Source organism: Mesorhizobium amorphae CCNWGS0123 (assembly GCF_001686985.1).
GTDB classification, from domain to species: Bacteria; Pseudomonadota; Alphaproteobacteria; order Rhizobiales; family Rhizobiaceae; genus Mesorhizobium; species Mesorhizobium amorphae.
The window spans coordinates 995,581-1,020,860 of the sequence record NZ_CP015318.1; the positions used below are offsets into that span (position 1 = coordinate 995,581).

General features: G+C 64.4%; 28 protein-coding genes. 12 read left to right on the forward strand and 16 right to left on the reverse strand.

Annotated features, from left to right (window positions below; translation table 11 throughout):
- Position 1: 1 nt before the first annotated feature.
- Positions 2 to 898, forward strand: coding sequence for a diacylglycerol kinase catalytic domain-containing protein (locus A6B35_RS04810; protein WP_006200661.1), 897 nt, complete (start codon positions 2 to 4; stop codon positions 896 to 898).
- Positions 899 to 934: 36 nt separating this feature from the next.
- Here the strand turns inward: A6B35_RS04810 and A6B35_RS04815 are convergent, their stop codons facing one another.
- Together A6B35_RS04815 and A6B35_RS04820 are read right to left on the reverse strand one after the other, a co-directional pair.
- A complete protein-coding gene (locus A6B35_RS04815) occupies positions 935 to 1,819 on the reverse strand; it encodes a sigma-70 family RNA polymerase sigma factor (protein ID WP_006200662.1) in 885 nt (294 codons plus the stop codon).
- 50 nt (positions 1,820 to 1,869) lie between these two features.
- Complete coding sequence (locus A6B35_RS04820; protein ID WP_006200663.1) at positions 1,870 to 2,190, reverse strand: hypothetical protein; 321 nt, start codon at positions 2,188 to 2,190, stop codon at positions 1,870 to 1,872.
- Between the two features lie 147 nt (positions 2,191 to 2,337).
- Here A6B35_RS04820 and A6B35_RS04825 point away from each other — a divergent pair, with 147 nt between their 5' ends.
- The gene (locus A6B35_RS04825) at positions 2,338 to 2,703 is read left to right on the forward strand and encodes a VOC family protein (RefSeq protein WP_006200664.1); all 366 of its coding nucleotides are present in this window, start codon (positions 2,338 to 2,340) and stop codon (positions 2,701 to 2,703) included.
- 172 nt (positions 2,704 to 2,875) lie between these two features.
- Here A6B35_RS04825 and A6B35_RS04830 read toward each other — a convergent pair whose 3' ends face one another.
- The 5 genes from A6B35_RS04830 to A6B35_RS04850 all read right to left on the reverse strand — a co-directional run bounded on the left by A6B35_RS04830 (position 2,876) and on the right by A6B35_RS04850 (position 7,824).
- Positions 2,876 to 4,534: an FAD-binding dehydrogenase gene (locus A6B35_RS04830; protein ID WP_006200665.1), complete on the reverse strand. Its 1,659-nt coding sequence runs from the start codon at positions 4,532 to 4,534 to the stop codon at positions 2,876 to 2,878.
- A gap of 29 nt (positions 4,535 to 4,563) precedes the next feature.
- Positions 4,564 to 5,550, reverse strand: a complete 987-nt coding sequence (locus A6B35_RS04835) for a Gfo/Idh/MocA family protein (protein WP_006200666.1) — start codon at positions 5,548 to 5,550, stop codon at positions 4,564 to 4,566.
- Positions 5,551 to 5,675: 125 nt separating this feature from the next.
- Positions 5,676 to 6,251, reverse strand: a complete 576-nt coding sequence (locus tag A6B35_RS04840) for a YceI family protein (RefSeq protein ID WP_006200667.1) — start codon at positions 6,249 to 6,251, stop codon at positions 5,676 to 5,678.
- 67 nt (positions 6,252 to 6,318) lie between these two features.
- A complete protein-coding gene (locus tag A6B35_RS04845) occupies positions 6,319 to 6,897 on the reverse strand; it encodes a cytochrome b (protein WP_040582191.1) in 579 nt (192 codons plus the stop codon).
- 36 nt (positions 6,898 to 6,933) lie between these two features.
- On the reverse strand, positions 6,934 to 7,824 hold the full coding sequence (locus tag A6B35_RS04850) for a LysR family transcriptional regulator (protein ID WP_006200669.1): 891 nt from the start codon (positions 7,822 to 7,824) through the stop codon (positions 6,934 to 6,936).
- A gap of 106 nt (positions 7,825 to 7,930) precedes the next feature.
- Between A6B35_RS04850 and A6B35_RS04855 the strand changes: the two genes are divergently transcribed.
- On the forward strand, positions 7,931 to 8,926 hold the full coding sequence (locus tag A6B35_RS04855) for an aldo/keto reductase (protein WP_006200670.1): 996 nt from the start codon (positions 7,931 to 7,933) through the stop codon (positions 8,924 to 8,926).
- 143 nt (positions 8,927 to 9,069) lie between these two features.
- On the opposite strand, the gene A6B35_RS04860 is transcribed toward A6B35_RS04855, so the two are convergent.
- From A6B35_RS04860 to infC, 8 genes are all read right to left on the reverse strand, one after another.
- Positions 9,070 to 9,672, reverse strand: coding sequence for a nucleotidyltransferase family protein (locus tag A6B35_RS04860; RefSeq protein WP_006201243.1), 603 nt, complete (start codon positions 9,670 to 9,672; stop codon positions 9,070 to 9,072).
- Between the two features lie 123 nt (positions 9,673 to 9,795).
- Positions 9,796 to 12,204 (reverse strand): phenylalanine--tRNA ligase subunit beta, encoded by a 2,409-nt coding sequence (pheT, locus tag A6B35_RS04865; protein ID WP_006201244.1) that lies wholly within the window; start codon positions 12,202 to 12,204, stop codon positions 9,796 to 9,798.
- On the reverse strand, positions 12,201 to 12,638 hold the full coding sequence (locus A6B35_RS04870) for a GFA family protein (RefSeq protein WP_006201245.1): 438 nt from the start codon (positions 12,636 to 12,638) through the stop codon (positions 12,201 to 12,203). The genes pheT and A6B35_RS04870 overlap by 4 nt, the downstream gene beginning before the upstream one ends.
- Positions 12,635 to 13,720 carry a phenylalanine--tRNA ligase subunit alpha gene (gene pheS, locus A6B35_RS04875; protein ID WP_006201246.1) on the reverse strand — a complete coding sequence of 362 codons (1,086 nt, stop codon included), beginning with the start codon at positions 13,718 to 13,720 and terminating at the stop codon, positions 12,635 to 12,637. Before pheS ends, A6B35_RS04870 begins: the two co-directional genes overlap by 4 nt.
- Positions 13,721 to 13,916: 196 nt before the next feature.
- A complete protein-coding gene (rplT, locus tag A6B35_RS04880; RefSeq protein ID WP_006201247.1) occupies positions 13,917 to 14,318 on the reverse strand; it encodes a 50S ribosomal protein L20 in 402 nt (133 codons plus the stop codon).
- A gap of 94 nt (positions 14,319 to 14,412) precedes the next feature.
- Positions 14,413 to 14,616, reverse strand: a complete 204-nt coding sequence (gene rpmI, locus A6B35_RS04885; RefSeq protein WP_006201248.1) for a 50S ribosomal protein L35 — start codon at positions 14,614 to 14,616, stop codon at positions 14,413 to 14,415.
- Between the two features lie 193 nt (positions 14,617 to 14,809).
- The gene (locus A6B35_RS04890; protein ID WP_006201249.1) at positions 14,810 to 15,454 is read right to left on the reverse strand and encodes a methyltransferase family protein; all 645 of its coding nucleotides are present in this window, start codon (positions 15,452 to 15,454) and stop codon (positions 14,810 to 14,812) included.
- A 156-nt stretch (positions 15,455 to 15,610) separates the two neighbouring features.
- Complete coding sequence (infC, locus tag A6B35_RS04895; RefSeq protein ID WP_081482097.1) at positions 15,611 to 16,147, reverse strand: translation initiation factor IF-3; 537 nt, start codon at positions 16,145 to 16,147, stop codon at positions 15,611 to 15,613.
- A gap of 207 nt (positions 16,148 to 16,354) precedes the next feature.
- On the opposite strand from infC, the gene A6B35_RS04900 reads away from it, so the two are divergent.
- The 4 genes from A6B35_RS04900 (at position 16,355) to A6B35_RS04915 (ending at position 19,745) form a co-directional block, all read left to right on the forward strand.
- Positions 16,355 to 17,125 (forward strand): alpha/beta hydrolase, encoded by a 771-nt coding sequence (locus A6B35_RS04900; RefSeq protein ID WP_006201251.1) that lies wholly within the window; start codon positions 16,355 to 16,357, stop codon positions 17,123 to 17,125.
- Positions 17,126 to 17,128: 3 nt separating this feature from the next.
- Complete coding sequence (locus A6B35_RS04905; protein WP_006201252.1) at positions 17,129 to 18,271, forward strand: benzoate/H(+) symporter BenE family transporter; 1,143 nt, start codon at positions 17,129 to 17,131, stop codon at positions 18,269 to 18,271.
- 117 nt (positions 18,272 to 18,388) lie between these two features.
- Positions 18,389 to 18,868, forward strand: coding sequence for a DUF2852 domain-containing protein (locus A6B35_RS04910; protein ID WP_006201253.1), 480 nt, complete (start codon positions 18,389 to 18,391; stop codon positions 18,866 to 18,868).
- 118 nt (positions 18,869 to 18,986) lie between these two features.
- The gene (locus A6B35_RS04915) at positions 18,987 to 19,745 is read left to right on the forward strand and encodes a M48 family metallopeptidase (RefSeq protein ID WP_006201254.1); all 759 of its coding nucleotides are present in this window, start codon (positions 18,987 to 18,989) and stop codon (positions 19,743 to 19,745) included.
- 29 nt (positions 19,746 to 19,774) lie between these two features.
- Here the strand turns inward: A6B35_RS04915 and A6B35_RS04920 are convergent, their stop codons facing one another.
- Positions 19,775 to 19,993 carry a hypothetical protein gene (locus tag A6B35_RS04920; RefSeq protein WP_006201255.1) on the reverse strand — a complete coding sequence of 73 codons (219 nt, stop codon included), beginning with the start codon at positions 19,991 to 19,993 and terminating at the stop codon, positions 19,775 to 19,777.
- Positions 19,994 to 20,103: 110 nt separating this feature from the next.
- On the opposite strand from A6B35_RS04920, the gene A6B35_RS04925 reads away from it, so the two are divergent.
- The 5 genes from A6B35_RS04925 to A6B35_RS04945 all read left to right on the forward strand — a co-directional run bounded on the left by A6B35_RS04925 (position 20,104) and on the right by A6B35_RS04945 (position 25,265).
- The gene (locus A6B35_RS04925; RefSeq protein WP_006201256.1) at positions 20,104 to 20,763 is read left to right on the forward strand and encodes a phosphoribosylanthranilate isomerase; all 660 of its coding nucleotides are present in this window, start codon (positions 20,104 to 20,106) and stop codon (positions 20,761 to 20,763) included.
- An 88-nt stretch (positions 20,764 to 20,851) separates the two neighbouring features.
- Positions 20,852 to 22,072: a tryptophan synthase subunit beta gene (gene trpB, locus A6B35_RS04930; protein ID WP_006201257.1), complete on the forward strand. Its 1,221-nt coding sequence runs from the start codon at positions 20,852 to 20,854 to the stop codon at positions 22,070 to 22,072.
- Positions 22,073 to 22,074: 2 nt separating this feature from the next.
- Positions 22,075 to 22,914: a tryptophan synthase subunit alpha gene (gene trpA, locus A6B35_RS04935; RefSeq protein WP_006201258.1), complete on the forward strand. Its 840-nt coding sequence runs from the start codon at positions 22,075 to 22,077 to the stop codon at positions 22,912 to 22,914.
- Positions 22,915 to 22,950: 36 nt separating this feature from the next.
- A complete protein-coding gene (accD, locus tag A6B35_RS04940) occupies positions 22,951 to 23,877 on the forward strand; it encodes an acetyl-CoA carboxylase, carboxyltransferase subunit beta (RefSeq protein ID WP_006201259.1) in 927 nt (308 codons plus the stop codon).
- Positions 23,878 to 23,939: 62 nt separating this feature from the next.
- The gene (locus tag A6B35_RS04945) at positions 23,940 to 25,265 is read left to right on the forward strand and encodes a bifunctional folylpolyglutamate synthase/dihydrofolate synthase (protein WP_006201260.1); all 1,326 of its coding nucleotides are present in this window, start codon (positions 23,940 to 23,942) and stop codon (positions 25,263 to 25,265) included.
- Positions 25,266 to 25,280: the final 15 nt, after the last annotated feature.

A 25,280-nucleotide genomic window follows, 5' to 3' on the forward strand; every position in this document is an offset into this window, starting at 1 on the left:
AATGGCGGTGAACCGTCCCCGCGCCGTCTTCGTGACGCGTGAGACCGACTACGAGCTTCTGGTCGCGCGCCACGCCACGCGCGATCAGGCTCGATTCTTCCTGCAGACGCGCGGCCAGCGCATCGAGGATATCGAGGCCCGTCACCATGCCTTCCACGCGGTCCTGGCGGCGGCTCGGGGCTCGGTGCCCGCGGACTGGCGGCAGGCTTTGGTCCGGCGCGCCGACCTTGACCGGTTCCTCTTCGCCGCGGACGACGTCGTGGTACCGGTCGGGCAGGATGGGCTGGTTGCCAACGTGGCCAAATATCTCGATGGGCAGCCGGTCCTGGGCGTCAATCCGGCACCGGATCTCTATGACGGGGTCCTGGTAAGGATCGGGGTCGGCAGGCTGGCCAGGTTGCTGGCCGCCAGCATCGCTGGCGATGCAGGCGTGGAATCCCGAACCATGGTCGAGGCCGAGCTCGACGGCGGGGAAATGCTTCTCGCGCTCAATGAAATCTTTGTCGGCCACCGCAGCCACCAGTCGGCCCGTTACCGGATCGAGGCCGAGGGCGAAGCGGAGGACCATTCCTCCAGCGGTCTCATCGTCGCCTCCGGCACCGGCGCGACCGGCTGGGCCCGCTCGATCATGGACGCAACGCATCTCGATCTGGAGCTTGGCCGCGAGGAGCACGCGGTCGGCTTCTGGGTGCGCGAGCCCTTTCCAAGCGTGGCCACGGCCACAAGGCTGCGCGCCGGAAAGATCACCGAAAGGCCTCTTCTGATCACCTCCCGGATGAATGAAGGCGGCGTGATTTTCGCGGACGGCATCGAGCAGGACTTTATTGCCTTTGACTGGGGCAGGCGTGTGCGACTGTTGCCGGCCTCCCGAGTGCTGCGTCTTGTCGTCGACCAGTGAGCAGGCCAGAGGGGAGAACCCTCCCAGGGCAACCATCTAATCTTCGATCGGGCGGATATCCGCATCGACGACGCAATAGGGCGCGTAGCGGAAATCGCGGATCGCGATCACTTGCTCGTCCAGCCACTCGACCAGCATGAAGCCGCGCACCGCGCCGTCAGGCGTCTGCGGATCACGGATCAGGATCGCCGGCTGGCCTTCGACAAAGCCCAGCGACAACGCCCAGTCACTGGCGCGGTCGTAATTGCCGAAATAAGTCGAGGCCTGTGCCTTGCCGCTGAGGCGGGTGCGGTTGACGACCTCAAGCTGGATATCCTCGGCGATCAGCGCCCTGACCGCATCGAAGTCGCGCGCGTTGAACAGGTCGACATAGCGGCGCAGGCGCCGCTCGTCGTCGGCATCGAGCCTCGGCATGACCGTCTCCTCCGATGCCAGCGCTCTCAACTCGCCCCGGCCGCGATGCAGCGCCGCCTTGGTGGCAGCCAGCGTAGCGCCCGTCACCTCGCAGGTCTCGGAGAGGCTGAGGCCGAGCACATCGACGAGGATCACGGCGCTGCGCTGCGCCACCGAAAGCTGCATGAAGCTGCGCAGGCTGGCCGCAGCGGCGAGCCTCGCATCGGCACCGGCGGAAGGATCCTCTATCGTCGTCATGTCGGCCTCGGTCATGCGCGCCAGCTCCCGCTGGCGCCGGCGCAGCTGGTCCTGCGCGGCATTGTGGGCGATGCGAAACAGCCATTGCTCGGGACGTTCGACCACGGCGTTGCCGTCGAGCGCCTGCAGCGCCTTCAGCATCGTCTCCTGCACGATGTCCTCGCCGTCGATCACCGAGCCCGACATGCGGGCGCAGTAGCGATGCAGCTTCGGGCGCAGTCCTGCAAGCATCGCCTCCAGTGCCACGCGGTCGAGTTTTTGTGTGCTCATTGTCCTCGTTCTCCGCGTGGCTGGTTCAGACGCCATGCCGGCACCCGTGGTCAGGCCGGCATGACCTCATCGGCATCCGTCAGCATACGATAGTTGCCGACGATTTTTGCCGCCGATCTGCTGAGTGGCCCGGAGCGCCGCTCTGCGTGATCGGCGCTGAACGCCTTGAAGGCATCGAGCCCGGTAAGAGCGGAACTGTCCTTGTCCTGGCCGACGAGATGGACGAACTCGCCTGTCTCCAGCTCCAGCACCAGATAGCGCACGTATTGCGGCTTCGTTTGGTCGAGCGCCTCGAACACCTTCGCCACCAGCGCCCGGTTGTCGGCGATGCTGGCGTCTTTCACGCCGTAGCGGATGAGATTGTAGCCCATTGTTGTCTCCTGATTGGTGGGTCTGCACGAGAAAGACGTTGCGCATCGCCAAAAAGATTCTCGGCTGCCTGCGAATCTTTTCGATCGCCTCCGTCGTCTTTCATCGGTCGAGGCCGCGCCGCGGTCTCCGTGATGAGGAGAGACATCATGCATATCCAGTTTGCCGAACTTCCCGTGTTCGACCAGGACCGCGCCAAGGCGTTCTACACCGGTCACCTTGCCTGCCAGCTCATAGCCGACCAGCCGATGGGCGACAGTGGCTGGCGTTGGATCGAGCTGGCATTTCCCCATGCGGTCACCAACCTGCATTTCGTCAGGCGGGCGAACGCAGAGCCAGGCACGGAACCGGTTCTGGTCCTGGTCGACGACAATGTCGAACAGACGACCGCGGCCCTGAAGGCGCGTGGCGTCGAGATCGTCACCGAGCCGCAGGAAGCACCGTGGCAGCCGGGCCGCACCGTCGCCGAATTCCGCGACAGCGAAGGCAACCGCATGGTCCTTGCCAGCCGATAGGCGAAGCCATCGCTGCCGGTCGCCTTTCCTGGCGACCATATGGGCTTTGCCCCTTACCCCGACCGGTTCGCGGAGACCTTGCACCAGGCGCTCGGCGGTGCGGGAGCCAAGGCATAGCCAAGCTCGTAATTCCAGAGAGACAACGGCGTCCGCGTGCGGGCGCCGTTTGCGTTCACCCGACCGCCGCGGCGGCGGCTCGCCCCGCGCTGCGGCCCGAGAAAATGCAGCCGCCGAGGAAGGTGCCTTCAAGCGCGGCATAGCCATGCACGCCGCCGCCGCCGAAGCCGGCGGCTTCACCGACCGCGTAGAGCCCTTCGACGGGCTGGCCGTCGGCGCCGAGAACACGGCTGTCGAGGTCGGTCTGCAGGCCGCCCAGCGTCTTGCGGGTGAGGATGTTGAGGCGCACCGCGATCAGCGGCCCGTTTGCCGGATCGAGCATCTTGTGCGGCTTCGCCGTGCGGATCAGCCTGTCGCCGAGATAGGCGCGCGCGCCGCGCAGCGCCGTAATCTGCATGTCCTTGGAGAAGGGGTTGCCGAGCTGCAGGTCGCGGGCGCGGATCTCGCGCTCGATCTGTGCGAGTTCGAGCAAGGGCTCACCGCCGGCGAGCGCATTCATGCGCGCCACCAGCTTCGGCAGCTCGGCCTCGACGATAAAGTCCTCACCCTTTTCCATGAACGCCTTCACCGGGCCAGGAATGCCCGATGTGGCGCGTCCCAGCACCTGCCGCCAGCTCTTGTTCGTCAGGTCCGGGTTCTGCTCGGAGCCCGACAGCGCGAACTCCTTCTGGATGATTTTCTTGGTCAGGATGAACCAGGAATAGTCGAAGCCGGTGCTCATGATGTGGCTGAGCGTGCCCAGCGTATCGAAGCCCGGATAGAGCGGCACCGGCAGGCGCTTGCCGCGCGCGTCGAGCCACAGCGAGGACGGGCCGGGCAGGATGCGGATGGCATGGTCGGTCCAGATCGGCGCCCAGTTTTTTATCCCCTCGACATAGTGCCACATGCGGTCGCGGTTGATGATAGTGCCGCCGGCCGCCTCCGTGATCCCGAGCATGCGGCCGTCGACATGGTCGGGCACGCCGGTGATCATGCGCCTCGGCGGTGCGCCCAGCCGCTGCGGCCAGTTCTTGCGCACCAGCTCGGGATTAGCGCCGATGCCGCCGGAGGCGACGATCACCGCTTGCGCGTGAAGCTCGAAATCGCCTGAAATCTCGCGCGAACTCTTGCGGCCGCGCTCGATAGTGCTTGGCGCGAGGATATCGCCGCGCACGCCGGTCACCGTCTTGCCCGACCGCATCAGCTCGTTGACGCGGTGGCGGAACCTGAAGCCTATCAACCCGCGCTTCTCGGCCTCGCGCACGCGCTGGACGAAAGGTTCGAGAACGCCGGGGCCGGTGCCCCAGGTGATGTGGAAGCGCGGCACCGAATTGCCGTGGCCGATCGCATTACCACCGCCGCGTTCGGCCCAGCCGACGACCGGAAAGAATTTTATGCCACGCTGCATCAGCCAGGAGCGCTTTTCGCCGGCGGCGAAGCCGACATAGGCCTCGGCCCATTTGCGCGGCCAGAAGTCCTCCGGCCGGTCGAAGGCGGCGGTGCCCATCCAGTCCTCGAGCGCCAGCTCGTGCGAATCGTGGATGCGCATGCGCCGCTGTTCCGGCGAATCGACGAGGAAGAGCCCGCCGAACGACCAGAACGCCTGGCCGCCCAGCGACTGCTCCGGCTCCTGGTCGACGATGATGGTCTTCTTGCCGGCCTCGGCCAGTTCCGCCGCGGCGACGAGGCCGGCCAGTCCCGCCCCGACAATGATCACATCCGCATCGTCAGCCATCTTTTTCTCCCCCCAGGCTTTGGAAAGTATCAGACGTTCTCCCAGCCGTCCTTGCCGCCGGCACGGAAGATGGCGTCGATGACCTTCTGGTTGAGCACCGATTCCTCCAGCGTGAAGACACGCTCTTTGCCGCCTTGTGCCGCCCGTGCGAAGGTCTCGACCTCCAGCCGGTACTGCTGCGTGCCGGGGAAGCGGAACACCTGCGCCTCGGTATGGTTCTGGTTGTGCAGCTCGATGCGGTGATGGTCGTAGAGCCCGGCATTGAACGGCGAAAAGACCTCGATGAAACCCTTCTCGCCGTGGAACACCATCACCTGCCGGGCCGCCATCTGCGTCGACAGGTAGAAGGACAGTTCGAAGTCGCCGAAATCGGCACGGATCGAGGAGTAGATGTCGGTGCCGAAAGTCTTGTCGCGCTCGATTGTCGCCTGCACCCGGAGCGGCTCCTTGCCGGTCGAAAAGCGCGTCGACACCGTCGGATAGACGCCGATGTCGGGCAGCGCGCCGCCGCCGAGATCGAGCTGGTTGCGCATGTTCTTGGGGTCGACATTGTAGTAGGAGAACGCGCCCTGCACATGGCGCAGCCGGCCTATGGCGCCGCTGGCGATGAGGTCGCGCACCTTGATCCATTGCGGGTGGTAGATGACCATGAAGGCCTCGCACACCAGCACCTTCTTGGCCTCGCGCAGCTTGATCAGCGGCGCGATGTCCTTGGCGTTGAGCGCCAGCGGCTTCTCGACCAGCACATGCTTGCCGGCCTCGATCGCCTTCGCCGTCCATTCGACATGCTGCGAGGTCGGCAGCGGGATATAGACGCCGTCGATGTCCTTGGAAGCCAGCAGCTCCTCATAGGAGCCGAAGGCATGCGGCGCGCCGAAGCGGTCAGCCAGCGCACGCGCCTTCGACAGGTCGCGGCTGGCGATCGCCGACAGCACGCCGTTCTCCGCCTCGACGATCGCCGGCAACAATTGCTCGCGGCCGATCTTGGCCGTCGACAAAACACCCCATCGGAACATCCGGCTTCTCCATCTCTAGTTTGCAGGCGTCGAGGTTTGCCCGAAATCGATGGAAAAGCCAATGCGGGAGACCCTGAGTACCTCGCCTCACGAAGTGAGGACAAGTGGCCCGGTTCTGCGATCGCTCAGCCCCTTCTCCCCGTCAACGTCATGTCGAAGTTGACGACGTTGGAATAGATCGGCGTGCCGACATCCATGCCGTAGCGCGACCTGAGCACCTTGCCGGTGACGTGGAATTTGATCGTGCCTCCCTTGAGGCCGCCGAGTTCGGCGGTGAATTTTTCGGCAAACGTCTTGCCGCGCGCCGTCAGCTGGCCGGTGACCAAAGCCGTCGTGTCGCTGGTGCGTTTGACGCTGGTCGAGCGGAACTGGATTTCCGGGCTGTTGGCCGTGTCGAACACCGCGTCGGAGCGCAGGAACGCATCGATGCGGTTCTGCCCGGTGCCGACGCTTTCGGGATAGATGGTGAGATTGACAGCGGAGCGCCCGACATCGCTATTGTCGATGCGGATCGTGCCCTTGAAACGGGCGAAGGCGCCGTCGAGCCCGCCGCCGCCGGCCTTGCCGATGGTGAAGCGGATGCTTGAAGCGCCCGGGCTGATCGTATAGCTGCCGGCGGCGTCGCTAAGGGCAACCGCCGCGAAAACAGGCATGGCAAGGCAAGCGGCAAAAGCCGCCAATCCGAGGATGCGCGCATACATGGGTTTTTTCCTTCTGGAGACACGCACTGTCTGCGTCCTCGCCCCATGAACGTATCAGCCGCCCGTCCTATTCCATCTCTTGATCTGACGAAGGTGTGATCATGCGAACGAGCACGCTGTCGCGCAGCCAGAAATGATGCCGCAGCGCGGCCAGCGCATGAAGGACGACAAGCGCGATGCCGGCATAGGCAAGATACCAGTGCGCCGCTGCCCAGATGTTCTCCGACGCGTCCGACATGGCAAGCGGCAGGTTCGGCATGACGAACAGGTTGAACGGCAGGCTGGGGATTTCCAGCATCGACACCGAGACCAGCGCCCAGCCGGAAAGCGGCAAGGCAAGCTGGAACGCGTAGAGCGCGAAATGCGCCAGTGGCGCCGTCCGCCGCTCCAAGGCTCCGACCGAGCGCGGCAGCGCCGGCGCCGCATTGCCGAGCCGCCAGGCGATGCGCAGGATCACTAGGCCGAGCAGCAGAAATCCGAACGACTTGTGCAGCTGGATCAGCTCGAAGGCGGTGCGCTGGCTCTCGATCCGCACCATGATGAAGCCGAGCGCAAACTGGCCGATGAAGATCAACGCGATCAGCCAATGCAGCGCGATCGCCGCCCAGCCATAGCGGTTCGTGTTGTTGGTGATCATTGTTGTCATGGCCACTCAACGATTGCCGGACCATCTTTCTTCCGATTAGCCACTCACCTTGAAGAAGTCGACGAAGGCACGCAATGCCGGCCGCATCTGCCGTCGGCTCGCATAATAGACGAAGAAGCCGTCGAAGGTCGGGCACCAGTCCTCCAGCACGCGGATGAGCCTGCCGTCGCCGATGGCACCGCGAACATAGTCCTCGAACACGAAGGCAAGACCAGCGCCGTCGATCGCCGCCTGGGCGATCAGATGATCCTCGTCGAGGATCAGCGGGCCTTGAGCGGCGATCTCGATCTCTTCCCCGCCCTTCTCGAACTCCCAGCGGTAGAGAATGCCGCTGGAGAATCGGAAGCGGATGCAGTGATGGTCGGCGAGATCGTCCGGGTGTCGCGGTCTGGGCATGCTCGCGAAATAGGACGGCGCACCGACCACCGCGCCGCGGATGTCGGGCCCGATGCGCACCGCGATCATGTCGCGCTGCAGGCTCTCGCCGAGCCGCACGCCGGCGTCGAAGCCGCCTTCGACAACATCGGTGAAGCGGTCCTCGATGACGATCTCCAGCACGATGTCGGGATAGGCCTGGGCAAAGGCGCCAAGCCGGGGCGTCAGCGCATGATGCGCGGCCGTGCGCGGCACCGTCAGCCGGAGATTGCCGGCCGGCCGGTCGCGTGCCTCGACGGCCGATTCGAGCGCCAAATCGATCTCCGATAGCGCCGGCCGCAGACGCTCAAGCAGCTGCGCACCTTCCTCGGTCGGTGCGACGCTGCGCGTGCTGCGCGCCAGCAGCCGCACGCCGAGCCGCGCCTCCAGGCTGGACACCGCGTGGCTGACCGCTGAAGGCGCAATCGCTAGCTCCCTGGCCGCGCCGCGAAAGCTGCCGCATTGGGCGACGGTTGCCAGCACTGCAAGCTGTGAAAGGTGAGTTCGGTTCATTGATCTATCTTTTAGAACAACCTGTGCAAACAAGAACCGATTATCGAACGTGGAGCAAGGCGCTATCTCTCCGGCATCGCAAACAAGCAAACAAAGGAGACGCGTGATGCAAACCCGCAAGCTAGGCACTGAATTGAACGTCTACCCTGTCGGTCTCGGCTGCATGGGCATGAGTTTTGTCTACGGCGGCCAGGAGGAGAAGGACGCGATCGCCACGCTGCATCGCGCCGTCGAGCTCGGCGTCAACTTTTTCGACACGGCGGAAGTCTATGGCCCCTACGAGAACGAGATCCTGCTCGGCAAGGCGCTAAAACCTTTCCGCGACAGCTTGACGATTGCCACCAAATTCGGCTTCAGGATCCTTGAGGAGGGCACGGGCACCGAGCGCATGGCCGGCGTCGACAGCCGCCCCGAGCACGTCAAGGCGGTCGCCGAGGCGTCGCTGAAGCGGCTGGGCACCGATGTCATCGACCTCTACTACCAGCACCGCGTCGACCCCAACGTGCCGATCGAGGAGACGGTCGGCGCCATGGCCGAGCTGGTGCGCGAGGGCAAGGTGCGGGCGCTGGGTCTCTCGGAGGCGAGTGCGGCGACCATCCGCCGGGCCCATGCCGTGCATCCGATATCTGCTGTGCAGAGCGAATATTCGCTGTGGAGCCGCGATCCGGAAGACAAGGTGTTCGCCGTCTGCCGCGAACTCGGCATCGGCTTCGTGCCCTACAGCCCGCTCGGCCGTGGCCTTTTGACCGGCACGATCGCCAACCCCGAGGCCTTGAGTGAAGGCGACTGGCGCCGCGGCTTGCCGCGCTTCCAGGCGGATGCCATGGCGGCCAATGCGGCCGTCATTGCTACGCTGGAAAAGATGGCGGCGGAGAAGGGCGTGACCTCGGCGCAACTGGCCCTCGCTTGGGTGCTGCACCAGGGCGATTTCATCGTGCCCATCCCCGGCGCGCGAAAAATCCACCATCTGGAACAGAACACGGCGGCAGCGAATATCGAGCTGAGCCAGGCCGAGGTGGCGGCCATCGGCGACGCGCTCTCGCCGGACAAGGTCGTAGGCAAGCGCTACACCGAAGAGTTGCTGGCGCTGGTGAATGGCTAGGCCTTCACCCTCCCCCTTGTGGGGAGGGTCGGGTCGCTGTCACAGCGAAGCGGAGACAGCGAGACGGGGTGGGGGAGCGCCCTACGAGAACCCCCACCCCGATCCGCTACGCGGATCGACCCTCCCCACAAGGGGGAGGGTAGTCACCACGGCTCCACACTAATCTCCGGCCAATACTCCTTCGCCCGCTTCCCCTTCGTCTCATGCGTGCGCTGATTATCCATCACCCGGTTCGGCGTGATACGAAACGAAAAAATGTCGTCGAGCCCGAACGGCGCCACCAGTTCCAACTGCCCATCAGCATCGCATCGAACACCCACCGCATGGGTCTTTGAAGCGAAATGGCGAACCGACTCGCTGGAATTCGCATACTGCGGGCAGGGCTGCCCGAACTTGGCCGGATACCACAGATGCACCCGCGCCTGGTTGCGCACTTCGACTGGCAGCGTCAGCCCCTCGAAATGCTGCGCCGCCCGGCGAATGACCGCGTCTTCGGCCCCGTAGGTCAGGTCCGTGTCGTCGAAATAGAACAGGTCGACATCCTTGATGCCGTAACCCGACGGCTTGCCGGTCAAATGGTTCCAGATGCTGTTGTAGAGCGCGCCGGACACCACCAGCCAGTCCGGCAGGTCAAGCCGGCGTGCCCGCGCCAGTGCTTCGACAAGCAGCGGTTCAGCCGCGACGATGCCGAGAAACACAGCGCGCTGCTCTTCGAAGGAGAGGCCAGCATAGCGAAGATGGTCCATCGCCCTTTGGAGAGCGATTCGCCACCTGTCGGCAATCCTCAGAAGCAATTCCAGGAAAAGTGCGTAGCGGTTTTCCGTCCGGAATTGCGAAAAGGCAAAATGCGTAGGGCGGCGTTAGCCGCTCTACGCCCTCAGCACGCCGCCCGTCTGCTTGCCGACATTCTCAACGATGCGCCTGGCCAGCGCCTCGAAATCCTCATCGGTCAAAGTCTTTTCGACCGGCTGGATCGCCACCTCGATGGCGATCGATTTCTTGGCGGCACCGAGCGACGCGCCTTCGAAGATGTCGAACACCGAGACGCCGGTGATCAGCTTCTTGTCGGCGGCCAAAGCCGCGCGCACTAGCGTGCCGGCTTCGACCCCTCTGTCGACGACGAAGGCGAAGTCGCGCTTCACCGCCTGGAAGGCGGAGAGCTCCAGCTTCGCCTTGGTCCGCGTCGGCTTGGCCTTCGGCTCCGGCACGGCGTCGACGAAAACTTCGAAGCCGCACAGCGGTCCGGAAACATCCAGCGCCTCCAGCGTCTTCGGATGGAATTCGCCGAACGAACCCAAAATGACCTTTGGCCCGAGCTTGATCGTGCCGGAGCGGCCGGGATGGTACCAGGCCGGGCCGCCGGCCTCGATCTGCAGCCGCTCGACCGGTGCGCCGCAGGCTTCGAGTGCCGCGATCGCATCGGCCTTGGCGTCGAACACGCCGACCGGCCCTGAATTGCCGGCCCAGTTGCGTCCGGAGCCGTCGAGCTTGGCGGTGCCGCGGCGCACGCCGGCGGCAACACGCCGCTGCTGGTCGGCGCCATCGCCCTCATAGGTGCCCGAGACTTCGAACAGCGCCACATCGCCAATGCCCTTGTCGGCATTGCGCTGTGCGGCCGCGATCAGGCCGGGCAGCAGCGAGGGCCGCATGTCGGACATGTCGGAGGCGATCGGATTGGCGAGCTTCAGCGCGGTCTGGCCGCCGCCGAACAGTTCGGCGTGTTTGGCGGGGATGAACGACCAGGTGACGGCCTCCATCATGCCGCGCACGGCAAGCGCACGCTTGGCCGTGCGGGTGCGGATCTGCAGCGTGGTCAGGATTTTGGAATTGACCGCGTCGTGCGACCCAAGTGGCTGCGGCGCGATGTTGTCGACGCCGTGGATGCGCATGACTTCCTCGACCAAATCGGCCTTGCCGTCGACATCCGGCCGCCAGGACGGAACCTTCACGTCGACGACCTCGCCCGAACCCTGCGGCTCGAAGCCGAGGCGCGACAGGATGTCGAGGCTTTCCGCCCTGGGCACCTCGATGCCGGTCAGCCGCTTCACTTCCGACAGCGGGAAGGCAACGATCTTCGGCTTGTGTCCGCTATAGCCGGTCACCTCCATCTCCGTCGGCGTGCCGCCGCAGAAATCGAGCACCAGCTTCGTCGCAAGCTCGACGCCCGGCACCATGAATTCCGGGTCGACGCCGCGCTCGAAGCGGTAACGCGCATCGGTGATGATGCCGAGCGTGCGGCCGGTGCGCGCGGTGGTGATCGGATCCCAAAGTGCGGATTCGATCAGCACGTCGGTGGTGCTCTCGTCGCAGCCCGAATGCTCGCCGCCCATGATGCCGGCGATCGATTCGACGCCGTCCTCATCGGCGATGACGCACATCTCCGGCGTCAGCGTATATTCGCGGCCGTCGAGCGCATGCACCTTCTCGCCATCGCGTGCGCGCCGCACGGTGAGGTTTCCGTTGACCTTCCTGGCATCGAACACATGCAGCGGCCGGCCGCGGTCGAAGGTGACGTAATTGGTGATGTCGACCAGCGCGCTGATAGGCCTGAGCCCGATGGCGATCAGCCGCTGCTGCAGCCATTTCGGAGACGGACCGTTCTTGACGCCGCGCACCAGCCGCAGCGCGAAGCCGGGGCAGAGCTCAGGCGCTTCGATCGACACCTTCACCGGGCACATGCCGCTGCCGGCATGCGGCATGATCGCGCCGCCGACGAGGCGGCCGAGCCCGCTCGCGGCGAGATCGCGGGCGATGCCGTACACACTTGTCGCGTCCGGCCGGTTCGGCGTCAGGTTGATCTCGATCACCGGATCGTCGAGATGCGCATAGGCGGCGAAGCTGGTGCCGACAGGCGCGTCGTCAGGCAGGTCGATGATGCCGTGATGCTCGTCCGACAATTCCAGCTCGCGCTCCGAGCACATCATGCCGTGGCTTTCGACGCCGCGGATCTTGCCGACCGTCAGCGTCACGTCGATGCCGGGAACATAGGTGCCGGGCGCTGCGAAAGCGCCGATCAGGCCCGCGCGGGCGTTCGGTGCGCCGCAGACGACCTGGATGGGAGCCTTGCCGTCGCCGGTGTCGACGGTCAGCACGCGCAGCCGGTCGGCGTCGGGGTGCTGCACCGCCGTCAGCACCTTGGCGATGACGAAGGGTTTCAGGCCGGCCTTGTCGTCGACATGTTCGACTTCGAGGCCGATCGATGTCAGCCGCTCGACGATTTCCGTCAGCGAAGCGTCGGTCTCGAGGTGATCCTTGAGCCAGGAGAGGGTGAATTTCATGACTGTGTTCCGTCCGGGTTAGACGATGATGGTCTTGGCGCGCTGGTCTTCAGGTGCCGCGGCAAGTCGTCCGGCATGTGCAGGAAGGGCAGCTGCTCGCGCACATGGGCATGGTGCGTCGGCTTGAAATAGGCCGGCATGTCCATGGCGCCGAGCGTGAAATAGATGTGGTCTTCCAGCCGCTCGTCGACATAGGCGATCGGCGAGCCGCAGATGCCGCAAAACGAGCGCGTCACCGGCCCGTTCTCGTACATCTTCAGCGCCTTGCCGGTGAAGGCGACCTGGTCGGTCAGGAAGCCGACAAAGGCCGACACCGGCGCGCCGCTCGCCCGCCGGCAATCGCCGCAATGGCAATAGCTGACATGGTGCGGTTCGGCCGAGGCCTCGAACCGCACGGCGCCGCAGCGGCAGCCGCCAGTGTGCGGCGCTGTCATGCGCTTAGGCCCCCGAACAGCGTCGGCATGTCGAGCGGCCGGAAGCCGTAATGCGACAGCCAGCGCACGTCGGCATCGAAAAAGGTGCGCAAATCCGGCATGCCGTATTTCAGCATGGCGATGCGGTCGATGCCCATGCCCCAGGCGAAGCCCTGGTACTCGTCCGGGTCGAGCCCGCCATGGCGCAGCACATTGGGATGCACCATGCCGCAGCCGAGGATCTCCATCCAGTCGGAGCCTTCGCCGAAGCGCACTTCGCCCGGCCGCGAGCGGTCGCACTGGATGTCGACCTCGAGGCTCGGCTCGGTGAACGGGAAGAAGGACGGCCGGAAGCGCATCTTGACGCTCGGCACCTCGAAGAAGGCCTTGCAGAACTCCTCCAGCACCCACTTCATGTTGGCGACGTTGGCCGACTTGTCGATGACCAGCCCCTCGACCTGATGGAACATCGGCGAGTGGGTAGCGTCCGAATCCTGCCGGTAGGTCTTGCCCGGAATGACGATGCGGATCGGCGGCTTCTGCCGCTCCATGGTGCGGATCTGCACCGGCGAGGTATGGGTGCGCAACAGCTTGCGTTCGCCCTTCTCGTCCGGCTGGAAGAAGAAGGTGTCGTGCATCTCGCGCGCCGGATGCCCCTCGGGGAAATTCAGCGCGGTGAAATTGTAGTAGTCGCTCTCGATATCCGGGCCTTCGGCGATGGCGAAGCCGAGGTCGCCGAAGATCGCGGCGATCTCGTCGATGACCTGGCTGATCGGATGGATGCGGCCGCGCTCGGCTGGCGACTGGCGCACCGGCAGCGTCACGTCGACGGTCTCGGCGGCGAGACGGGCCGAGATCGCCACATCCTTCAGTTCGGCCTTGCGCTGGGTGAGCGCCTCGGTGACGCGGTTCTTCAGGCCGTTGATCGCCGGGCCCTTCACCTGACGCTCCTCGGCGCTCATCGCGCCAAGCGTCTTCAGCATTTCGGAGACCGAGCCCTTCTTGCCGAGCGCCGAAACGCGCACGGCTTCGATCGACGCCTCGTCGGCGGCCGAGGCGATGTCGGCCATCAGGGAATTTTCGAGAGTTTCCATGTCGCTCATGTTCCAGACCCGATTGAGCAATTCCAGGAAAAGTGTGAAGCGGTTTTCCGTCCGGAATTGCGTAAAAACAAAGACATGGAGCGGTTCGGCGTTCCCGTTAGACGATGAACCGCTCTAGGCATAAGAAAAACCCGCGCCAGCCGTGCCAGCGCGGGTTCCCCAAATCAGAATTGCGAATGCTTGGGAAGCGCTGGTCTTAAGCGACAGCGCTTTCAAAAGCGTTCGGCGTGGTGTTCTTGAGGTATTCGAGCGCGACCTTGGCCTTGGCCACGAGAGCGGCGAACGCCTGCGGCTCGTGGATGGCCATGTCCGACAGGATCTTGCGGTCGATTTCGATGCCGGCCTTGTTGAGGCCGTCGATGAAGCGGCCATAGGTCAGGCCGTGCTCGTGCGTCGCGGCGTTGATGCGCTGGATCCACAAAGCGCGGAACGAGCGCTTGCGGTTCTTGCGGTCGCGATAAGCGTACTGCAGCGACTTTTCCACCGCCTGCTTGGCGATGCGGATGGTGTTCTTGCGGCGGCCGTAGAAACCCTTGGCGGCTTTCAGGACCTTCTTGTGCTTGGCGTGCGAGGTGACGCCTCTCTTTACGCGTGCCATGTCATGATCTCCTTAAAAGCAATTCCAGGAAAAGTGCCCTGGCGGTTTTCCGTTCGGAATTGCGTAAAACAAATGCGTGTCCGGACCGAATGCCTTAGAGGCCGTTCGGCAGAAAATTCTTGATGACCTTCTTGCCATCCGGTTCAGCCAGAACCATCGTGCCGCGGGCATTTCGAATGAACTTGTTGGAACGCTTGATCATGCCGTGACGCTTGCCGGCCGCAGCCGACAGGACTTTACCCGTACCTGTGATCTTGAACCGCTTCTTGGCGGCCGATTTGGTCTTCATCTTGGGCATTTTGCTACTCCGTTTCTATGAGGTCCCTGTCGTGCCTTCGGCACTCCGCGCCTCTTGTTTTGTTCGCTTCGGGCCGACCAAAGCCCGAAAAGCAAATGAAACCGCCACGGCATGCCCTGCCGGGCGGTTTTCTTGGAACGGCGGTCCTATACGTCAAAGCAGGCTTGCACGCAACACCTGCCGGGATGCGACGTTATGGCAGCCGGAACAGCACCGGCAATATCCCCGACTGCTGCGCACCATCGATGGTTTCGAAGACCGGCAGTGCCACCAGGAACACCAACCCGTCGAGCAAAGTGGTCAACAGCAGGCGCGGCTTGAAGCTGCCGGTATCACCTTCCTCATAAAGCGAAAGCCTTGGGAAGAAGCGCGGCACCTTCGCCAGATAGGCCTGGTAAGGAGCGCCGAGAGCCTCCTTGAGGAATTTCTCCTCGCGCAGGATGACGATGTAGAAGGCGCCCGCGCAGAGCAGCCCAAAGCCGATCGTGGCCGTGATCGAGCCGATCTGCGCGCCGACGCCGGCGGCGGCGACGCTCGAGAAGACATAGAGCGGGTTGCGGGTGATCGAATAGGGCCCGCCAGTCACCACCTCGGCGGATTTGCGCCCGCCAATATAGAGCGTCGACCACAGGCGTCCGACGACGCCGAGGAAGATCAACAGCACGCCGAACATTTCGATGGACTCATGCACCGGGGTGTCCGGCGGAAAGGTCGACTGCCCGAACAGCAGTGCTGCGAACAGGACGACGACGAGCACCGCAAGCACCATCCGGCGCGTGTGCTGGTAGTTGCCCAGCCCATATTTGAAGTCCTCGGCAGGCTTCACTTCATTGACCATGTCGGAATCCGATCGTCGAGGGGTTCAGAGCTATCCTTGCTCCAGCCGGCGATTGCAGCGTCTGGACAAGAAAAAGGCGTCCCGCCGATCGCCGGGACGCCCTGGGGTATGATTCAGGCGGATTTAAGCGCGATGACCACGCTGAACTGATCGTGATCAGCGGGGTGCCAGCACCATCATCATCTGGCGGCCTTCGAGCTTCGGTTCCGCTTCGACCTTGGCGATCGGCGCCACTTCCTCGCGGACCTTGTTCAGAAGCTGCATGCCGAGTTCCATATGCGCCATCTCGCGGCCACGGAAGCGCAGCGTCAGCTTGACCTTGTCGCCTTCCTCGAAGAAGCGCCGCACGGCCTTCATCTTGGTCTCGTAGTCGTGGCTGTCGATGTTCGGGCGCATCTTGATCTCCTTGATCTCGATGACCTTCTGGTTCTTGCGCGCCTCGGCCGCCTTCTTCTGGTTGGCGTATTTCAACTTGCCGAGATCGAGGATTTTGACGACGGGCGGTACCGCATTGGGCGATATCTCGACCAGATCGAGCCCGGCCTCTTCGGCGAGCAGCAATGCGTCGTTGATGGAAACGTCGCCGCGGTTCTGGCCTTCTGCGTCGATAAGCTGGACCCGGGGAACCCGGATGTCGCGGTTGGAGCGCGGCCCATCCTTGGTGGGCGCCGCTGCTTTGAAAGGTCTGCGAATGGTCGTGGTCTCCTTGAGCCGTTTCGTTCAGGGTTCTTCAGTTCGGATGTTCAGGACGCGCCAATGTGGTGAGCGCGCGGCGCAAGTCAATAGCACAGCCTTCTCAGGAAATCACCTGATCGCGAGCTTGCACCAAGCAAAGAAAGTTGCAGGCCGCTTTTCGTTGAACGCCCGGCTGTGCCAAAAGACCCGGCGTGAGGGAAAGCCATGACCGCCACTGCGCCTGAGTTTCTGGAAGTCGAGGGAACCGATATCGCCGTCAGACGCGCGCCGGGGGCTGCGCCAGGCGTCGTCTGGCTCGGCGGCTACAAATCCGACATGCTGGGCACCAAGGCCGAGACGCTGGCTGAGTGGACGGCAAAGGAAGGCCGCGCCTTCCTGCGCCACGACTATTCCGGCCACGGCGAATCGGGCGGCGCCTTTGCCGACGGCACCATTTCGAAATGGCTCGGGCAAAGCCTTGCCGTCTTCCGTCACTTCACCAAGGGCAAGCAGGTCCTGGTCGGCTCCTCCATGGGCGCCTGGATCGCGTTGCGCATGATCCAGGAATTGCACAAGGCGGGTGACGACAGCATCGCCGGCCTGGTGCTGCTGGCTCCCGCGCCGGATTTCACCGCCGAGCTGGTCGAGCCGGTGCTGACCGAGGCGCAGAAGCGCGATCTCACTGAGAAGGGGTTCTTCGAGGAGCCGTCCGACTATTCGGCCGAGCCCTACATCTATACGCGCGCCTTGATCGAGGACGGCAGGAAGAACCTTGTCATGGCCGGGCCGATCGACACCCATTGCCCGGTCCACATCCTGCAGGGCCTGGCCGACGCCGACGTGCCGTCGAGCCATGCGCTGAAACTCGCCGCCCTGCTGCCGGCCGATGACGTGACGCTGTCGCTCATCCCCGATGGCGACCACCGCCTGTCGCGACCGCAGGATCTCGACATGCTGTTGCGGGCAGTGGGCGACATGGTGCGGCGAGCAGGGTAGGCCATGCGCATTTCCATCCCGATATCCGCCTTTGTCGCGGCAATCGTCGGCTTTGGCGGCACCCTGGCCATTGTCATCGCCGCCGCCAAGGCGGTCGGCGCCACCCAGGTCGAGACGGCGAGCTGGGTCACCGCAGTGTGCCTGGCGATGACCATCGAGTGCCTGTGGCTGTCCTGGCGCACGAAAATGCCCGTCATCACCGCCTGGTCGACGCCGGGCCTGGCGCTGATCGCGGCATCGAGCGGCTTTACGGTAAATGACGCGGTGGGCGCCTTCATCGTCACCGCCATCCTGTTGATCGCCACCGGCCTGTTCAAGCCGCTGACCCAGCTGATCGCCAGGATACCGGCCTCGGTTGCTTCCGGCATGCTGGCCGGCATCCTCGTCAGCTTCGCCACCGGCGCGGTCAAGACCATTCCCGCCGACCCCTGGCTGATCCTGCCGCTGATCGGGACATTTTTTGTCATCCGCCTGTTCAACCCGGCACTGTCGGTTCTTGCGGTGTTGATCGGCGGCGGCCTCGCCGCCTTCCTCACCGGCCGTGTCGGCGGCCTGCCGACGCCGGAACTGTCGACCCTCACACTGATTGCGCCGCATTTCAGCGCTGCGTCGATCATCGGCCTGGCCTTGCCGCTCTACCTCGTCACCATGGCCTCGCAGAACCTGTCCGGCCTCGCCGTGCTGAGGGCCGCCGGTTACCATCCCGAGCCCGGTCCGCTGATCGGCGTCACTGGCCTGTTGTCGCTGCTGACGGCGCCGTTCGGCGCCTCGACCACCAATCTGGCGGCAATCTCGGCGGCGATCTGCACCGGGCCGGACGTGCATCCCGACCCGGCCGAGCGCTGGAAGACGGGTCCCTTCTATGCACTGGCCTATCTGGTCTTCGCCATCTTCGGCGCCTCGCTGGTGGCAATCTTCGCTGTCCTGCCGCAGAGCCTGATCGTGCTGGTCGCCGGCCTGGCGCTGATGGCGCCTTTGGCCAACGCGCTGTCGATCGCGCTCAAGGAGGAGAGCGAGCGCATGGCCGCCACCGTCACCTTCGCCGTCACCGCTTCCGGGCTGACGCTGTTTGGCGTCGGCGCCGCGTTCTGGGGCCTGGTTGCCGGCCTGGCCGTGCTTTTCCTCGAAATGCTCAAAAAGAAATAATCATTTCAGCCCTTTGTCCGGTTTTGGCCGGATCTGTCTTGAATAGCCGTTTTCCCCATCCCATTTCGATTCCACGCAGCCGCAATTGGCTGTCTCCAACGGAAGGACTGGGAGAAAATGAACACGACTGCTTTGATCCGCCCGGCCTGGACGCCGGCGACCATCGCGTTGATGGTGATCGGCTTCATGGTGTTCTGGCCGCTCGGCTTCGCCATGCTCGCCTACATCATCTGGGGCGACCGGCTCGACGGCTTCAAGCGCGACGTCAACCGCGCCACGGACGGTATCTTCGCCGGCTGCCGCCGCGGTTCCGACAAGGCCGCGCGCTGGGGCCACGGCTCCGCCCGCACCGGCAACGTCGCTTTCGACGACTGGCGCGAAAAGGAGCTTGAGCGCCTCGCCGAAGAGCGCCGCAAGCTCGACGAGATGCTGACCGAGTTCGACGACTACGCTCGCGAACTGCGCCGCGCCAAGGACCAGGACGAGTTCGACCGCTTCATGGCGAACCGCAACAAGTCGACCAGCCCGACGACGACTGAGTCGAGCAAGTCGGCGACCACCAAGCGTGGCAAGGGTTCGAACCTGCTTGACGACTGAGGCCGCGCGACAGGTCTCGGCATGACAAACGGCGTCGCGCAAGCGGCGCCGTTTCTTTTTTGTTCTCTTTCAGCTTCGCTCCACTGGCCGTTTTCCTCGAATCGCGTATCGTCCAGCCATGTCCTTCGGCTTCTTCCGCAACCTGACCAAGCCCAAGCCCTCGCCCGTCGTCGAGCGCGAGCATAGCGTCGCTGGCCGCACGCTGCCGCTCAAGATCGTCGAGAGCGCCAGGGCGCGGCGCCTCACGCTGCGCATCGATTCCGGCGGTCAGGGCCTGCGCATCACCGTGCCGCCGGGGCTGCGCCGCGGCGAGGTCGAAAAATTCCTCGACCGTCACCAGGACTGGCTGGAGCAGCGGCTGGCCAAGGTGCCGACCCGTCCACAAGTAAGACCAGGCATCAAGATCCCGGTGCGGGGAGTGGCGCACCGCATCGTCCATGAGCCGGCGAAACGCGGCACCGTCACCGTGTCGCGCGACGAGCGCGGCCCGCTGCTGATCGTGCATGGCGAGCGCGTGCACCTGCCGCGCCGCATCGCCGATTTCCTCAAGCGCGAGGCCAAGCGCGAGATCGAGCGCCTGGTGGTCAAGCACAGCGCCGCGATCGGCAAGCGCGCCAAGGCGATCCGCTTCAAGGACACGTCGAGCCGCTGGGGTTCGTGCACCTCCGACGGCAATCTATCCTTCTCCTGGCGCATCATGATGGCGCCCGCGCCGGTCATAAACTACCTGGTGGCGCATGAGGTGGCGCATCTCAAGGAGATGAACCACGGCCCGAAATTCTGGAAATTGTGCGAACAGCTCTGCCCCGACACCGAGCGCTGCAAGGACTGGCTGAAGCGCAATGGCGGCGCGCTGCAGGCGATTGTTTTCGACTAACGCGCCCGAACCGGCCTCGGCCGGTCGGCTCAATCGTCATTCGCCGCGTTCAACTCCTCCGGCCGCAAGCCCTCATCGCCCTGGCGCGGCCACGGCAGGAAATTCCGCTCGAAGGCGTCGCCGCCGAAATAGTCGAGCGCGCGGTGCGCCTCGGCGCCGTTGAAGGCGGCCTTGTCCATCAGATGCGCGATGACTTCGCGCGCCTGCGCGATCTTCTGCCTGAGTTGGACGACGCTCTGGTCTGCCATGGTCGTTTCTCCCGCCTGTGTTCCCTTATGGAAAGGTAGCGCTTTCCTCTCCGGCGGCAACAGCATGCTTTTTCTCGACTCTTTTGCCGTTTCGTGCCAATCCCCGCGCCATGGCGCACGACATCAAGATATGCGGGTTGAAGACCGACGAGGCACTGGCCGCGGCGCTGGCCGGCGGCGCCAGCCATGTCGGTTTTATTTTCTTTGCCAAGAGCCCGCGCTACGTCGACCCGGCTGAAGCCGGTCGTCTGCGCGAAGCGGCGCGCGGCAAGGCCAAGGCGGTCGCCGTCACCGTCGACGCCAGCGACGCATTTCTCGACGAGATCGTCGCGAAAATGAGCCCCGAAATGCTGCAGCTCCACGGCTCGGAAACACCCGAGCGGGTTGTCGAAGTGAAGGCCCGCTACGGCCTGCCGGTCATGAAGGCGCTGTCGGTCAGCGAGGCAGCGGATATCGAGCGGATAAAGCCCTTCATCGGCATCGCCGACCGCTTCCTGTTCGATGCCAAGCCGCCGAAAGGATCGGAATTGCCGGGTGGCAACGGCATCGCCTTCGACTGGCGCATTCTGGCCGGCCTTGACGCCGGCGTCGATTACATGCTTTCCGGTGGGCTCAACGCCGCCAATATCGGCGATGCCCTCCAGCTTGCCAATCCGCCCGGAATAGACATTTCGTCGGGCGTGGAAAGCGTGCCGGGCGTCAAGGAGCCGGCGCTGATCGAGCAGTTTTTCCGGGCCGTCAGGGCCGCACGCGACAACCGCGCCGCCTGAGCGTGCTCTAAACCAAAGCATGTCCCGGAAAAGTGGGAACCGGTTTTCCGCCTAGGACATGCTCAAGACCAGATGCAGGAGATCGGCGATGGACAAGCCGGCGACACCCAATTCCTTCCGCACCGGACCCGACGAGCAGGGTATGTTCGGCATCTTTGGCGGCCGCTTTGTCGCCGAGACGCTGATGCCGCTGATTCTCGACCTGGAGCGGCACTGGAACGAGGTCAAGAACGATCCCGATTTCAAAGCCGAACTGCAGAACCTGTCGACCCACTATGCCGGGCGGCCGTCAAAACTTTATTTCGCCGAAGGCCTGACGAAACATCTCGGCGGCGCCAAGGTCTACTTCAAGCGCGAAGACCTGAACCACACCGGTTCGCACAAGATCAACAACTGCCTCGGTCAGATCCTGCTCGCCAAGCGCATGGGCAAGAAGCGCATCATCGCCGAGACCGGCGCCGGCCAGCATGGTGTCGCCTCGGCCACGGTCGCGGCCCGCTTCGGCTATCCGTGCGTCGTCTATATGGGCGCCACCGACGTCGCCCGCCAAAGCCCCAATGTCTTCCGCATGAAGCTGCTTGGCGCCGAAGTCAGGCCGGTGACCGCCGGCCACGGCACGCTGAAGGACGCCATGAACGAAGCGCTGCGCGACTGGGTGACCAATGTCGAGGACACCTATTACCTGATCGGCACCGCCGCCGGCCCGCATCCCTATCCGGAGCTGGTGCGCGACTTCCAGTCGGTCATCGGGTCCGAGGCGCGCGCCCAGATCCTCGAGCAGGAAGGCCGGCTGCCCGACACCATCATCGCCTGCGTCGGCGGCGGTTCGAACGCCATCGGCATGTTCCATCCCTTCCTCGACGACAGGCAGGTCCGCATCATCGGCATCGAAGCCGGCGGCCGCGGCCTCGACGGCATCGAGCACTGCGCCTCGATGAATGCCGGCGCGCCCGGCGTGCTGCATGGCAACCGCACCTATCTCTTACAGAATGCCGACGGCCAGATCATGGATGGCCATTCGATCTCGGCCGGCCTCGACTATCCGGGCGTCGGCCCGGAGCATTCCTGGCTGCGCGATAGCGGCCGCGTCGAATATGTCCCCATCCTCGATGACGAGGCGCTGGAAGCGTTCCAGCTGACGACGCGCGTCGAAGGCATCATCCCGGCGCTGGAATCGGCCCATGCCATCGCGCATGCGGTCAAGATCGTGCCGGCCATGGACAAGGACCAGATCGTCATCGTCAACCTGTCCGGCCGCGGCGACAAGGACGTGCACACGGTGGCCTCGATGCTGGGCATGGAGATCTGATCATGACCACCCGCATCGACCGCCGCATGGCAAAACTGAAAGCCGAAGGCCGCCCAGCTTTAGTTACTTATTTCATGAGCGGCGATCCGGACTACGACACCGCTCTGTCGATCATGAAGGCGCTGCCGAAGGCAGGCGCCGACATCATCGAAATGGGCATGCCGTTTTCCGATCCGATGGCCGACGGCCCGGCGATCCAGGCGGCCGGCCTGCGTGCGCTGAAGGGCGGCCAGACGCTGGTCAAGACGCTGCAGATGGCGGCAGAATTCCGGACCAGTGACAATGAAACGCCGATCGTCCTGATGGGCTACTACAACCCGATCTACATCTATGGTGTCGACCGTTTCCTCAAGGACGCGATCGCCAGCGGCATCGACGGGCTGATCGTCGTCGACCTGCCACCGGAAATGGACGAGGAACTCTGCATCCCGGCGCTCAAGGCCGGCATCAACTTCATCCGCCTGGCGACGCCGACCACCGACGACAAGCGCCTGCCCAAGGTGCTGCAGAACACCTCCGGCTTCGTCTACTATGTCTCGATGACCGGCATCACCGGCTCTGCTCTGGCCGACACCAACAAGGTTGCCGCCGCGGTCAAGCGCATCAAAGGTCACACCGACCTGCCGGTCTGTGTCGGCTTTGGCGTCAAGACCGCCGAGCAGGCGCGCACCATCGGTGCCAATGCCGATGGCGTGGTCGTTGGCACCGCGATCGTCAATGCGGTCGCCAATGTGCTCGGACCCAAGGGTGAAAAGACCGCCGATCCGGCCGAAGCGGTCGCCACTTTTGTCAGCGGACTGTCGCAAGGCGTGCGCTCGGCTCGCCTTGCTGCCGCCGAATAATCTTCCTACCTCTTCGTCAGGACAGGAGCCGAAGCGATGAACTGGATCACCAATTACGTCCGCCCGAAGATCAATTCGATGCTCGGCCGTCGCACCGACATGCCCGAAAACCTCTGGATCAAGGATCCCGAGACCGGCGAGATGGTGTTCCACAAGGACCTGGAGCAGAACCAGTTCGTCATCCCGTCTTCCGGCCACCACATGAAGATCTCGGCCAAGGAGCGGCTGAAATATTTCTTCGACGACGGCAGATACGAGACGCTCGAAAACCCCAAGGTCGTGCAAGACCCGCTGAAGTTTAGGGACGAGAAGCGCTACACCGACCGGCTGAAGGACGCCAAGGCCAAGACCGGGCTGGAGGACGCCATCGTCAATGCGCTGGGCAGCATCGACGGCCTCCCGGTGGTGGTCACGGTGCAGGATTTCGCCTTCATGGGCGGCTCGCTCGGCATGGCCGCCGGCGACGCCATTGTGCACGCCTTCGAGGTCGCCCTGCAGCGCAAGCGGCCGATGATCCTGTTCGCTGCCTCCGGCGGCGCCCGCATGCAGGAAGGCATTCTCTCGCTGATGCAGTTGCCGCGCACCACGGTCGGTGTCGACCGGCTGAAGGAGGCCGGCCTTCCCTACATCGTCGTGCTCACCAACCCGACCACCGGCGGCGTCACCGCCTCCTACGCCATGCTGGGCGATGTCCACATCGCCGAGCCCGGCGCGCTGATCGGCTTTGCCGGGCCGCGCGTCATCGAGCAGACCATCCGCGAAAAACTGCCCGACGGCTTCCAGCGCGCCGAATATCTGATGGAGCACGGCATGGTCGACATGGTGGTGTCGAGGCTCGAATTGCGCCAGACGATTTCGCGACTGTTGAAGATGCTGCTCAAGATGCCGGAAGAGCAGAAGCCGCTGGAGCCGGAAATCCTGCCGCCGGCGCTGACCCAGCCGGAAGCACGGCCGCAGGCCTGACGCGACTTTCTTAGCCGCGAACCGCGATTGCGCGAGACTCCGCGCACGCTTAGGATTCTTTTATGACCACGCTTGCCGCCGACCGCGAAATCGAAGCCCTGATGGCGCTTCACCCGAAAGGCTTCGACCTTTCGCTCGACCGCATTTCGCGGCTGCTCGAACGTCTCGGCAACCCGCAGGACCGGCTGCCGCCGGTCATCCACATCGCCGGCACCAACGGCAAGGGCTCATGCGCAGCCTTCTCGCGGGCGCTGCTCGAAGCCGCCGGGCATCTGGTCCACGTGCACACTTCCCCGCATCTGGTGAACTGGCATGAGCGCTACCGTCTTGCGGCCGAGGGTGGCGGCAGGCTGGTCGACGATGAGATCTTTGCCGAGGCCATCGCCCGCGTCGCCAAGGCCAATGCAGGCCAGAAGATCACCGTCTTCGAGATCCTCACCGCCGTCACCTTCATCCTGTTTTCCGAACATCCGGCCGCCGCCGCCATCATCGAGGTCGGCCTCGGTGGCCGCTTCGACGCCACCAATGTCGTGGCCAGGTCGGCGGTGTCGGTGATCATGCCGGTCTCGCTCGACCACGAGGCCTATCTCGGCGACCGCGTCGAGCTGATCGCCGCCGAAAAGGCCGGCATCATCAAGCCCGGCTGCCCGGTTGTCATCGGCGCCCAGGAAACCGAGACGGCGCTGCAGGTGCTGATCGAAACCGCCGAGCGGCTCGATTGCCCGACCTTCGTCTACGGCCAGGATTTCCTCGCCTACGAGGAGAACGGCCGCATGGTCTACCAGGACGAGGACGGCTTGATGGACCTGCCGCCGCCGCGCCTGCCGGGGCGTCACCAGTTCGCCAATGCGGCGGCGGCGATCGCCGCGGTCAAGGCGGCGGGTTTCGAGATCAGCCACCGCGCCGCCGAGAAGGCGATGACCAGCGTCGCCTGGCCGGGCCGCATGCAAAAACTGGCACAGGGCCGTCTGGCCGAGCTCGCGCCGAAGGGCGCCGACATCTGGCTCGACGGCGGCCACAATCCCGGCGCCGGCATCGTCGTCGCCGAGGCGCTGGCCGAGCAGGAGGACAAGAACCCGCGTCCGCTGTTCCTGATCTCCGGCATGATCAACACCAAGGACCAGAGCGGCTATTTCCGCGCCTTCAAGGGCCTCGCCCGCCATGTCTACACGGTGCCGGTGAGCATGAGCGATGCCGGCGTGCCGAATGACGAGCTGGCCATTCGCGCGGTCGAGGCCGGCCTGTCGGCCGAGCCGGTCAGCTCCGTCGCCAGCGCCCTGATGCTGCTGCGCGACACATGGGACGGCCCGCCCCCGCGCATCCTGATCGGCGGTTCTTTGTACCTGGCCGGCGCCGTGTTGGCCGAGAACGGCACGCCGCCAGCCTGAGCGTCCGTCCCCGAT

Coding starts and splice junctions, on each gene's coding strand:
- A6B35_RS04810 (WP_006200661.1), top strand. CDS start 2: ATGGCGGTGAACCGTCCCCGCGCCGTCTTCGTGACGCGTGAGACCGAC.
- A6B35_RS04815 (WP_006200662.1), bottom strand. CDS start 1,819: ATGAGCACACAAAAACTCGACCGCGTGGCACTGGAGGCGATGCTTGCA.
- A6B35_RS04820 (WP_006200663.1), bottom strand. CDS start 2,190: ATGGGCTACAATCTCATCCGCTACGGCGTGAAAGACGCCAGCATCGCC.
- A6B35_RS04825 (WP_006200664.1), top strand. CDS start 2,338: ATGCATATCCAGTTTGCCGAACTTCCCGTGTTCGACCAGGACCGCGCC.
- A6B35_RS04830 (WP_006200665.1), bottom strand. CDS start 4,534: ATGGCTGACGATGCGGATGTGATCATTGTCGGGGCGGGACTGGCCGGC.
- A6B35_RS04835 (WP_006200666.1), bottom strand. CDS start 5,550: ATGTTCCGATGGGGTGTTTTGTCGACGGCCAAGATCGGCCGCGAGCAA.
- A6B35_RS04840 (WP_006200667.1), bottom strand. CDS start 6,251: ATGTATGCGCGCATCCTCGGATTGGCGGCTTTTGCCGCTTGCCTTGCC.
- A6B35_RS04845 (WP_040582191.1), bottom strand. CDS start 6,897: ATGACAACAATGATCACCAACAACACGAACCGCTATGGCTGGGCGGCG.
- A6B35_RS04850 (WP_006200669.1), bottom strand. CDS start 7,824: ATGAACCGAACTCACCTTTCACAGCTTGCAGTGCTGGCAACCGTCGCC.
- A6B35_RS04855 (WP_006200670.1), top strand. CDS start 7,931: ATGCAAACCCGCAAGCTAGGCACTGAATTGAACGTCTACCCTGTCGGT.
- A6B35_RS04860 (WP_006201243.1), bottom strand. CDS start 9,672: ATGGACCATCTTCGCTATGCTGGCCTCTCCTTCGAAGAGCAGCGCGCT.
- pheT (WP_006201244.1), bottom strand. CDS start 12,204: ATGAAATTCACCCTCTCCTGGCTCAAGGATCACCTCGAGACCGACGCT.
- A6B35_RS04870 (WP_006201245.1), bottom strand. CDS start 12,638: ATGACAGCGCCGCACACTGGCGGCTGCCGCTGCGGCGCCGTGCGGTTC.
- pheS (WP_006201246.1), bottom strand. CDS start 13,720: ATGAGCGACATGGAAACTCTCGAAAATTCCCTGATGGCCGACATCGCC.
- rplT (WP_006201247.1), bottom strand. CDS start 14,318: ATGGCACGCGTAAAGAGAGGCGTCACCTCGCACGCCAAGCACAAGAAG.
- rpmI (WP_006201248.1), bottom strand. CDS start 14,616: ATGCCCAAGATGAAGACCAAATCGGCCGCCAAGAAGCGGTTCAAGATC.
- A6B35_RS04890 (WP_006201249.1), bottom strand. CDS start 15,454: ATGGTCAATGAAGTGAAGCCTGCCGAGGACTTCAAATATGGGCTGGGC.
- A6B35_RS04900 (WP_006201251.1), top strand. CDS start 16,355: ATGACCGCCACTGCGCCTGAGTTTCTGGAAGTCGAGGGAACCGATATC.
- A6B35_RS04905 (WP_006201252.1), top strand. CDS start 17,129: ATGCGCATTTCCATCCCGATATCCGCCTTTGTCGCGGCAATCGTCGGC.
- A6B35_RS04910 (WP_006201253.1), top strand. CDS start 18,389: ATGAACACGACTGCTTTGATCCGCCCGGCCTGGACGCCGGCGACCATC.
- A6B35_RS04915 (WP_006201254.1), top strand. CDS start 18,987: ATGTCCTTCGGCTTCTTCCGCAACCTGACCAAGCCCAAGCCCTCGCCC.
- A6B35_RS04920 (WP_006201255.1), bottom strand. CDS start 19,993: ATGGCAGACCAGAGCGTCGTCCAACTCAGGCAGAAGATCGCGCAGGCG.
- A6B35_RS04925 (WP_006201256.1), top strand. CDS start 20,104: ATGGCGCACGACATCAAGATATGCGGGTTGAAGACCGACGAGGCACTG.
- trpB (WP_006201257.1), top strand. CDS start 20,852: ATGGACAAGCCGGCGACACCCAATTCCTTCCGCACCGGACCCGACGAG.
- trpA (WP_006201258.1), top strand. CDS start 22,075: ATGACCACCCGCATCGACCGCCGCATGGCAAAACTGAAAGCCGAAGGC.
- accD (WP_006201259.1), top strand. CDS start 22,951: ATGAACTGGATCACCAATTACGTCCGCCCGAAGATCAATTCGATGCTC.
- A6B35_RS04945 (WP_006201260.1), top strand. CDS start 23,940: ATGACCACGCTTGCCGCCGACCGCGAAATCGAAGCCCTGATGGCGCTT.